The sequence below is a fragment of the Bradyrhizobium genomosp. I (2014) genome (genome assembly GCF_000261685.1).
In the GTDB taxonomy this organism is placed as follows: Bacteria; Pseudomonadota; Alphaproteobacteria; order Rhizobiales; family Xanthobacteraceae; genus Bradyrhizobium.
In genome coordinates this window covers 1-7,948 of record NZ_AJQE01000440.1, presented here as the reverse complement: position 1 = coordinate 7,948, position 7,948 = coordinate 1, and the positions used below count along the sequence as shown (strand labels likewise).

Below are 7,948 nucleotides of genomic sequence, written 5' to 3'. Positions count from 1 at the left end.
CGTTCCAAGAAAAGTGGGTACTAGTATTCACTCGCGTCCGGCTGGTGACACAATCGTCTCGTGCTGCGCAGAAGAGACGCATCATCCTATTGTCATTGAAGCTTAACTACACAGAGTCTCTGGTGGCACATCAATTGCTAGTCCAGACTTTGCCCGGGGATCAGTTCCGGTCCACGCGCTGGGGAGAATCAGCTATGACGAACAAGATGCTAGGCCGATCTGCGCAAGCTCGCGTCGCCACCGGAAGACGTCCGGTGGTCGAGATACCGTCCTCATCACAAGATCAACAAGGAGTTGTTCATGCTGACAACCCCGGAGGCGCGGGTTTGCGCACCTCATCACGGCCTATCGCGCACGGCCTGCGGCCGCACACCGCGGTCATGAATTTCATCGAGGGCGCGCGCGCCATTACCGAGAGTGAGCTGCAAGCCAACAACATCACGCAGTATCACGCCACAAATTTTTATCGCGATCAGATCACCAACAGTGGCTACTACGACCAGCTTAAATACATTGTAGAGCCCACAATTGCTGAGTTCAAGAGTCCCGGAAGTCTTGACACCAGCGGCGAGCATGACAATACCGTCGTGCCCGGGCTTCAGCACAAATACGCGCAGACCGGTCTGCTGCTGGTAACGGACCGTTGCGCGTCCTATTGCCGTTACTGCTTTCGCAAACGCATCGTCGGCAAGGACTCCGATGAGATCGCGCCCGATTTCGCCCGGGTCGCGCAGTATATCGCCGGCCATCCTGAGATGACGAACGTGCTGCTATCTGGAGGCGACCCGTTCGTGCTCAGCACCGCTAAGCTCGGCAAGATTCTTGATCATCTGCTACCGATCCCGCACTTGGAGTCAATTCGATTCGGCACAAAAATAGTCGCCTTCGCACCCAGGCGGTTTGAGGATCCCGCACTCCCGGCGTTGTTCCGGCGGATCAGTGAAGCGGGAAAGACCGCAGTGATCGTCGCGCATTTCGACCACATCGGCGAGATCTCGGTCGATGCGGAGCGCAACATTCGCGCGCTACGCGCACAGGGCGTGCAGTTTCTGAATCAGTCCGTGCTTCTGGCGAAAGTCAACGACGATCCCGAAATCTTGGCGGCGACCTTTGCAAAGTGTCACCAAATGGGCGTCCGCCCTTATTATCTTTTTCAAGGCAGGCCGGTGAAAGGCGCATCGCACTTTCAGGTCTCGCTGCGGCGCGGTATAGAGATCGCGCGCGGCATCAACCGACGTCTCAGCGGTATCCAGAAGACGTTCAAATACATCATGTCCCATTACACGGGGAAGATCGAGGTTCTCGACCTTGGTGCCGATGGCCGCGTGTATATGCGATATCATCAAAACAAGATTCCCGAAGAACTCGGAAAGGTCTTTTCCCGGCGGCACGTCGAGGGCGCCTGCTGGTTGGACGATTTGCCCGAAGGCTGAGATCGAAATGCGCGCGATGCTGATGCCCAACTTGGAGCGCGTGGAGCTCGACGGCCCTGCCGCTTCCGTAGGGCAGCGCCACGAGGCTGTGGTGACGGCTTTCCCGAACGCTACCGAAGCCGGGGTGGAAATCCTGCGCGCCGGCGGAAACGCGATCGACGCCGCTGTGGCCGCCGCCTGGGCGCTTTGCGTGTGCGAACCCAGTGCATCGGGTCTGGGCGGGCAGACCGTGTTGCTCGTCCGTTTTGCGGATGATCGAATTCGGATCATCGACGGACATTCCCGTGCGCCCGCAGCCGCTTCGCTCGACACGATCAAAGCGGGCCAGCAGCGGCGCGGGTATCGCTCCTGCACGATTCCATCGACTCCCGCGACGCTGGACTGGGCGCACAGGAAATACGGCGTGCTCAGCCGCGAAACTGTGATGGCGCCAGCGATCCGCATTGCGGAAGAAGGCTATCCGATCACGCCATTGCAGCACCGACAAGCCCGATGGGTGGCCGATGATCTGCGAGCATCGCCGGCCGGTGAGCTGTTTCTCCAAGACGGTCTGCCACCGGAAATCGGCCACATGTTTCGACAACCGGAGCTCGCGGGCACGCTTCGCCGGTTGGCCGATTTCGGCACCGAGGACTTCTATCACGGCGGAATTGCCCGGCAGATCGCAGCCGATATGCGAGCGGCCGGCGGTCTCATCACCGAAGAAGATCTAGCAAGCTGCGGTCCGCCCGCACAGGTGGAGCCGGTTTCGACGTCCTATCGCGGCCATCGGATTCTCAGCATCCCGCCGCCTAGCGGCGGACTGCAACTCTTGTTTGCACTTAACATCATCGCGCAGATATCAGCGACAAACTCGGAGTCATCCGACGATAGCTGGCACGAAGCGATCGCGCTCGCGTCATCCGCCGTCTTTCGCGAGCGGGAGCTCCGCCCGTTGCTGCCCGATGATCTCATTCCGCAATCGCGTCAAGGGCGGTTGAGCGAAGATTACGCGCGGCAAGTCGCAGATAGCATCCTGGCGCCGCAAAGTACCAAAGAGCTCGCGACCGACAGTGCCGAAGAACCGGGCGATACGACCCATCTTTCGGTCTGCGATCGAGATGGCATCATTGTAGTGCTGACACAGTCTATCCAATCGGTGTTCGGCGCCAAGGTGGCACACCGGGATCTGGGTTTCCTCTACAACAATTATCTGTGCACGTGTCCCCGCCTTTCTCACCCCTATGAGCTCGGACCAGGTTGTCGACCGCGCTCGAACATGGCCCCAACGCTGGTGTTACAGGGCGCCACCGGCCGCCCGCTCCTGGCACTGGGCGCCGCCGGCAGTCGACGGATCATTTCGGCAATTCTCCATGTCCTAAGTGGAGTCATCGACTTGGGCTTGGATATCACGGACGCTGTGGCGGCGCCTCGCGTACATGGACTGGTCGGTCGCAAAGTCTGGATCGAGCGGCCGGCAGCCAGCAATGCCCTGTTGGCAAGATTGCGCGCCCGTAACCGCATCCCAATCGTCAAATCACGACTCAATTTTGCGATGGGTTCGGTCAACGCGCTCCAACTCATGACTGACGGAAGCGCGAAAGGCGCTGCCGATCCCCGGCGTGATGGCCTGGTGGAGGTGCTCTCTTGAGTGAAACGTGCAGAAATAAGAATGCCTCGGCGGACGCCGCGCCAAAGACCGATTGGTTGCTCGTGGGCCTCTTTGTCCTGCCGCTCGGCGTAGCGCTCGCCAAACTGCCGATGCTATCGACTTCGTCCATCAGTGCGAGTTTTGTTTCGCTCACAGAGTTACCGGCCCAGTTCCACAAGTCAGCCGAGAGCGTGGTGTTCGTCTCCTTGGGAGCTGTCTTCGTCGTACTCTTTCGCCTCACTCTTGGCGTCAGGGTGCTGGGGCTTCTTCGGCCGATCTTGTTGGCGATGGCTTTCGATACCGTCAGCATCCCGATCAGCCTTGCCTTCCTGCTGTTCGTACTCCTCGTCGTTGTCGCCTTGCGGCCGCTGCTCAAGACAGACCACAGTTACGCGCGAGTGGCTGTGCTGTTGAGCTTGGCGGCAGCGCTGCTGTTTGCGCCTTTGACCGCGGGGGAATGGTGGCATATCGCCTGGCTTCGTGAGATTGCGTTCTTTCCGGTTATCGCCTTGTGTTTGACCTGCGAAAGCTTCGCAAAAGTGCTCGACCAAAATGGAGTCCGTGAAGCGATCTGGCGCGCCTTCACGACGGTGTTGGCCGCCCTCATCATCGTGGCTCTATCGAGTTTGCCAGGCACGTTGGAACTCTTCCTGCGATTCCCGGAACTGCTGTTGGTGCAGGCCGGGTGCATTTTGCTAATCAACAAGTATCTCGATTTCCGCTTGTTGGAAGGAGTGAACCCGCTCGTCGCCTGGCCTTGGGGCGCGGGCACTCCAGGCGAGCCGTCCCTCTCGATCTGCCAAATCCAGGCGAATGAACGTGAAAGCCGGCAACATACAGGGAGCAGCTCATGCGGGTAGCCGTCGTGTGGAACGATGATCATAGGGGCGTGATCAACCACTTCGGTCAACCTTGCCCGGAGAAATACGGCCGCAAGACGGTCGAAAGCGTGGTGGCGGCACTGCAAGAGGGTAACCACGACACGCTGCTGTGCGAAGGTGATAAAGGACTGCTCGCGACGCTTGAGCGGTTCATGCCACCCGATTCGCAAGCCCGCCCTTCAGGGATCGTTTTCAACATGGCGTACGGAATTCAGGGCGAGTGCCGCTACACGCACGTTCCGGCCATGCTCGAGATGGCTGGCGTTCCGTACACCGGCTCCAGCCCGCTCGGGCACGCACTGGCGCTCGACAAGGCCATTACCAAACAGCTCATCCGCGATTGCGGCGTGCCGACGCCGAACTTTCGTGTGATGCGTAGGGGCACCGAGAGTACCGGCGATCTGTGCTTCCCGTTGGTAGTAAAGCCGCGTCATGAATCCACGAGCTTCGGATTGCAGCTCGTATATGAGCCCGCCCAGTTGAGACAGGCCGTAGAAGTGATCGTCACGCAATATGCGCAGGATGCACTCGTAGAAGAATACATCGAAGGGCGGGAGATCTGCGTTGCCCTGCTGGGAAACGGAGAGCTTGAGGCGTTGCCTCTGGTGGAGCAGGACTTCGGCGAGCGCGAGACGCGTCTTATCACTTGGGAAGACAAGATGCACATGGCGGTCGTGGAGCCCCAGAAGATTTGCCCGGCGCAGGTCGGGAGCAATCTCGCGACAATACTGCGGGATATTTCGGTTGCGACCTTCCGCGCCTGCCGCTGCCGGGATTACGCCCGCGTCGACATCCGGATCGACCGCTCCGGGCACCCCTTTGTCCTGGAGATCAACTCGATGGCCGCACTCGGTATCGGCGCGTCTTATGTCCTGGCCGCGAAAGCCGCCGGGTACACCTTCTCGAGTTTGGTCAACGGTATCCTCGACGTCGCCCACGCGCGGTATTTCGGAACTGGCATTTCCCAGGCCGAACAACCGTCAAATCGCGAGCGGATTTATTATGCCGCTGGGTAGTGTGTTGAGAGCTGTCACTTTTTGTCGATCGTATGGTTCGGCGGAGCAACAATAGCGATGTTTGCACAGGCAAATGGAGGGCGGTTTTCCTGCCGGACTCGAAACTGATGATGCAGACGATCGCTGAAGCTGTGCGCTCGGGTTGTTGGTGCCGGCACTTCCGGAGGGATGGGCGGAAACGGCTTGCGTGCGCGAAAGGACCTGGCGGGAAATGCGGCGACATATGCAGACCGCGATAACGACCGGTACCGACTGCCTCGTTATCTTAGCTTTACAGTTGGTGCGCCGGGAGACTGGCAAGGTGCATGGCTCGGATGTTTCAGGAGTCGTCATCTTTCGCAAGACGCTGCGACGAGATCAGCTCCTCAAATTCTTCGCTAGCCGCCCGTGAAGAATTCGGAAGCGATTGATACGTCGCGATGATTTAACCTGAGCAAGTATTCGATTTTGCAAGAAAGCCGGGGGGAGGGTCGGTTTCTTGCGTTTTGGGATACCGGATTTTGGTGGATCGTGATTCCTTTGACGGCAAGATTCGCTGTTGGAGAACGGGCCGTGAGTCAGCCGCGCGACGATCGCCAGGACGACCTATTTCGGGCTTCTCTGGATGCGATCATCAACCTTCGTCATCCGCTGGTGCGGCTTGCGGCGGAGATTGATTGGGATTTTCTGGCGAAGCGCTTCAGCTCGGTGTGTCGCACCGGGCCGGGCCAGCCGCCGCTGCCAACGAGGCTCGTGGCCGGGCTGTTCATCCTCAAACATATGCACAATCTGTCTGACGAAGCGCTGTGCGGGCGGTGCTTGGAATGGATGCCGTCGGCCCAGATGTAGATGTAGCGCTTCGCCGACAGATCGCGCTTCTGCCACGCGGCGTGCTCGTCAATCCGACGTCCTGCAGCCGGCCGATCGCGGATGCCGACAACCCGCCAGCATCGTTGCCGAGCAGCGCCGGCAGCGCCTCGGAGAAGTCGCCGGTCGAGATCCCTTTCAGGTAAAGGATCGGCAGCAGTGTCTCGATCGACTTGGAGTGGCGCATGTTGGCCGCAGCATCGACGGAGAGAACCGGCGCCCAGGTAGCGGCCGCCTCGCGAGCGCGTACACGCGGCCGGCGGACGGCGACCGGACCGATGCCGGCCATCACCTCGCGCTCCGGCAGGTGACCGTGGCGCGCGATGCGCTGGTGGCCGTCCGCGGTCTTCAAATCGGCATGCTGGCCGAGAAAGTCTGCGACTTTGGCCTCGACCGCCTTGGCGAGAAGGCACGTGCCCCGTTGCGCAAGACTTCTGTGAGTTGATCGTCAACGATTCCTGGCTGAATCGGCTGGATGACGTTATCGTTGGACACGGCATATCGCTCCTTCGGTGGAGAAGTGGAGGCGTCAAGCCCCCCCACGGGGTGCCGCCTTTGCGATTCCGCCGTCACCAACTTTCAGCGATAGCTCTCTTGCGCTTCCCGCGCACCGGCCGGTTCAATTCCAGAGGTGGCGCTACCTCACACCGATCTCATCCACCGCGTCCGCCAGCGTCCTCAGAAACGATTGGTGCCAATCATTTTCATCAGACAGCAGCCAAGCCGGTAGGCTGGCTACGTAGCGGCTCAGGGCGATTACGCCCGCAAGCGTAGTAGGCTTGGAGTGGATGAGCACGTCTGCATACTCCTCGAGAGCCAACCCTCTTTCCTCGCTGATCGCGTCGGCGGCATCAAACTCGGGACCTGCGACAAGTTTCGAGGATACCGATGCCGCGGCGGCGTGCTGCGCGGAAAGCTCGCGGTGACGCTCAATCACATCAAAAATCGTATCTAATTCAGTCGCCATGGCGCATTTGCCCCAGGCCACATCAGATCGGCACCAACCAATCTTGGTAGGTGCTTCCAGTCGTTCTCAGCGATACTGTCTGGTAGCGCCCTTGGAATTGAGCCTCTCGGGGAGGTGGTCGGTCTCGCTAATCCAAGGGCGAAGGCTGGCCACCGAAGTTTGCAGCGCGTGGTGGGGACAGCGCTTCCGGAGCCGTGAGCGCCGAGTCACCGCCGCCAACTTCACTGGCAGCGTGGGCGCGGCAGGAACAGCGGCGGGTTTTCACTCTCCACGGCGTCGAGTCATGTCCGCGTGCCTCCAAGTCCGCGTGTGCGCCGCAGAGTGGAGCAACCATGATGCCCACATTTATTGCCTCGTACGATCTAAAAGAGGCTAGGCCAGACCCGCACGAACACTTTCTTACAAATGCGATCGAGTACGGCTGGTTTCCCTGGATTCTGGACCATGACGACACTCTATTTACTCTTCCGAACACCACCTTGGAGGGTTCGTTTGTCGACCAAACGCAAGCGGTCGCAGCACTCAACGCAGCAAGGATAGAGACGGAAAAAGAGCTTGGGATCACGGTCATGATGGAAAAATGGATCGTTTCCCTCGGATGCGTTTTCGTTCTGCGAGGATCGCCTCGGCCCTGCCGAAGTAGGCATCGGCTGCTGTGAGGTTGTCGATGCTCTCATGATAACGGACGTGATTGTAGTGTTCGACGAAGGCCCGTACCTGACGTTCGAGATCACCGGGCAGGTAGTAGTTGTCGAGCAGGATGCGGTTCTTCAGCGTCTGATGCCAGCGCTCGATCTTTCCGCTCGATCTTTCCCTGGGTCATGGTACGGAGCGCCGCGCACATGCTGCATGCCCTTCTGGTCGAGCCACTTGGCCAGATCGTCCGCCACGTAACTCGAACCATTGTCGCTGAGAAGCCTTGGCCGGTGCGCGACGGCGATGTGGTCAAGGCCGGATACAGCGAGTGCCTGGTCGAGGGTGGCTGTGACGTCGGAAGCGCACATGGTGGGACCAAGCCTCCAGGCCACGATGTAGCGCGAGAAGTCGTCAAGCACGGTCGAGAGATAGTACCACCCCCATCCGGTGATCTTGAGGTAGGTGAAGTCGGTCTGCCAGAGCTGACTGACGGCCGTCGTCTTGTCCTTGAACTCGTTCGCGGCCTTGATCACCACATA

The 7,948-nt window shown here is 59.6% G+C and carries 6 protein-coding genes and 3 pseudogenes; 6 read left to right on the top strand and 3 right to left on the bottom strand.

What is annotated here, in order from left to right; translation table 11 throughout:
* Positions 1-380 precede the first annotated feature (380 nt).
* The 5 genes and pseudogenes from IC50_RS41865 to IC50_RS37470 form a co-directional block, all read left to right on the top strand.
* A complete protein-coding gene (locus IC50_RS41865; protein WP_016848546.1) occupies positions 381-1,433 on the top strand; it encodes a KamA family radical SAM protein in 1,053 nt (350 codons plus the stop codon).
* Positions 1,434-1,440: 7 nt separating this feature from the next.
* Positions 1,441-3,063, top strand: a complete 1,623-nt coding sequence (locus IC50_RS37490; RefSeq protein WP_014498635.1) for a gamma-glutamyltransferase family protein — start codon at positions 1,441-1,443, stop codon at positions 3,061-3,063.
* The gene (locus tag IC50_RS37485) at positions 3,060-3,923 is read left to right on the top strand and encodes a 7TM domain-containing protein (RefSeq protein ID WP_014498636.1); all 864 of its coding nucleotides are present in this window, start codon (positions 3,060-3,062) and stop codon (positions 3,921-3,923) included. Before IC50_RS37490 ends, IC50_RS37485 begins: the two co-directional genes overlap by 4 nt.
* Positions 3,914-4,960 carry a D-alanine--D-alanine ligase family protein gene (locus tag IC50_RS37480; RefSeq protein ID WP_011090946.1) on the top strand — a complete coding sequence of 349 codons (1,047 nt, stop codon included), beginning with the start codon at positions 3,914-3,916 and terminating at the stop codon, positions 4,958-4,960. Before IC50_RS37485 ends, IC50_RS37480 begins: the two co-directional genes overlap by 10 nt.
* A gap of 552 nt (positions 4,961-5,512) precedes the next feature.
* Positions 5,513-5,764: pseudogene (locus IC50_RS37470) on the top strand (IS5/IS1182 family transposase); the annotation flags it as partial.
* Here the strand turns inward: IC50_RS37470 and IC50_RS39915 are convergent.
* Together IC50_RS39915 and IC50_RS37460 are read right to left on the bottom strand one after the other, a co-directional pair.
* A pseudogene (locus tag IC50_RS39915) lies at positions 5,752-6,301 on the bottom strand (transposase); the annotation flags it as partial. The pseudogenes IC50_RS37470 and IC50_RS39915 sit on opposite strands and share 13 nt — an antisense overlap.
* Positions 6,302-6,443: 142 nt before the next feature.
* Positions 6,444-6,773, bottom strand: a complete 330-nt coding sequence (locus IC50_RS37460; protein WP_016848551.1) for a hypothetical protein — start codon at positions 6,771-6,773, stop codon at positions 6,444-6,446.
* Between the two features lie 332 nt (positions 6,774-7,105).
* On the opposite strand from IC50_RS37460, the gene IC50_RS40875 reads away from it, so the two are divergent.
* Positions 7,106-7,432 carry a hypothetical protein gene (locus IC50_RS40875; RefSeq protein WP_162130962.1) on the top strand — a complete coding sequence of 109 codons (327 nt, stop codon included), beginning with the start codon at positions 7,106-7,108 and terminating at the stop codon, positions 7,430-7,432.
* Here IC50_RS40875 and IC50_RS37455 read toward each other — a convergent pair.
* Positions 7,341-7,948 (bottom strand): annotated as a pseudogene (locus IC50_RS37455) (transposase); the annotation flags it as partial. The gene IC50_RS40875 and the pseudogene IC50_RS37455 sit on opposite strands and share 92 nt — an antisense overlap.

What these genes read in the sequence shown, in the direction of transcription:
- IC50_RS37460 (WP_016848551.1), bottom strand. Translation starts at nt 6,773, where the DNA reads ATGGCGACTGAATTAGATACGATTTTTGATGTGATTGAGCGTCACCGC.
- IC50_RS40875 (WP_162130962.1), top strand. Translation starts at nt 7,106, where the DNA reads ATGATGCCCACATTTATTGCCTCGTACGATCTAAAAGAGGCTAGGCCA.
- IC50_RS37490 (WP_014498635.1), top strand. Translation starts at nt 1,441, where the DNA reads ATGCGCGCGATGCTGATGCCCAACTTGGAGCGCGTGGAGCTCGACGGC.
- IC50_RS37480 (WP_011090946.1), top strand. Translation starts at nt 3,914, where the DNA reads ATGCGGGTAGCCGTCGTGTGGAACGATGATCATAGGGGCGTGATCAAC.
- IC50_RS41865 (WP_016848546.1), top strand. Translation starts at nt 381, where the DNA reads ATGAATTTCATCGAGGGCGCGCGCGCCATTACCGAGAGTGAGCTGCAA.